Origin of the sequence: Stenotrophomonas sp. GbtcB23 (assembly GCF_019091045.1) — a bacterium.
Lineage (GTDB): Bacteria > Pseudomonadota > Gammaproteobacteria > Xanthomonadales > Xanthomonadaceae > Stenotrophomonas > Stenotrophomonas rhizophila_A.
Genome location: NZ_JAGXKC010000278.1, coordinates 1 through 334 on the forward strand (window position 1 = coordinate 1; position 334 = coordinate 334).

A 334-nucleotide genomic window follows, 5' to 3' on the forward strand; every position below is an offset into this window, starting at 1 on the left:
ACCTCCCGCTGCGCGATGGCGAGCAGACGACGGCGGTCAATCAGGGCGTTCCAGGCGTGCTGGCCGACGCAGGGCCGGACAGTTGGGGCCGCCGCCTGCTGGAGCTGGAACGGGGCCCCCCGAATACGCCGCTCGATCTGCTGCGACTGAGCAACGGCAGCGGAACCGGCTGCCTGCTGTTTTCGCAGTCGCGGACGCGCCCTGCTCCTCCACGTGCGTTGCTGCCGCTCACCGACCTCGCCGAACTCGAACAGGCGGCACGGCACGCCATCCTGGGGGGGCCGATACCGCCCGAGGCAATGCAACACATCCTCGATGCGGGCAGCACCCTGGG

At 70.4% G+C, this 334-nt stretch carries 1 protein-coding gene; it reads left to right on the forward strand.

The window, feature by feature from the left end; translation table 11 throughout:
• A partial coding sequence (locus KVS69_RS19110) for a hypothetical protein (protein ID WP_217539541.1) occupies positions 1–334 on the forward strand: 334 nt, incomplete at both ends.